The sequence below is a fragment of the Candidatus Symbiopectobacterium sp. NZEC135 genome (genome assembly GCF_025962695.1).
In genome coordinates, this window is the sequence record NZ_JAGFPF010001552.1 from 1 (window position 1) to 511 (window position 511).

General features: G+C 50.5%; 1 pseudogene. It reads left to right on the forward strand.

Going from position 1 to position 511, the window contains the following annotated elements:
* Positions 1-384, forward strand: a pseudogene (locus tag J5224_RS35325) (transporter); the annotation flags it as partial.
* Positions 385-511 lie beyond the last annotated feature (127 nt).

The window sequence follows — 511 nt, forward strand, 5'->3', positions numbered from 1 at the left end:
ATGCCGCCCAGTGCGAACCTGGCGCTGCGCGAATTGGGTATTGTGCTGTTTCTTTCCGTGGTTGGGCTAAAATCGGGCGGCGACTTTTTTGATACCCTGCTGTACGGCGAAGGCATTTGGTGGGTGGCCTACGGTGCCTGTATCACCATCATTCCACTGTTAATCGTCGGTGTGTTGGCGCGAGCGGTCGGGAAAATGAACTACCTGACGTTGTGTGGGATGTTGGCAGGTTCAATGACGGATCCGCCTGCACTGGCCTTTGCCAACGGACTGCATGCCACCAGCGGGGCCGCCGCGCTCTCGTATGCGACGGTCTATCCGATGGCGATGTTTTTGCGCATTATGTCCCCTCAACTGTTGGCGGTATTATTTTGGAGCCTGTAAGTGATAATGATGGGAATAACGCGGTATTGTTTACCGCGTTATTATTTTATTTTTCACATCACTTTTTCTAATAACTTAATTTCCATTTATTACCCCGTGACTGACCGCACTTTTTTTTCAGCGTAGA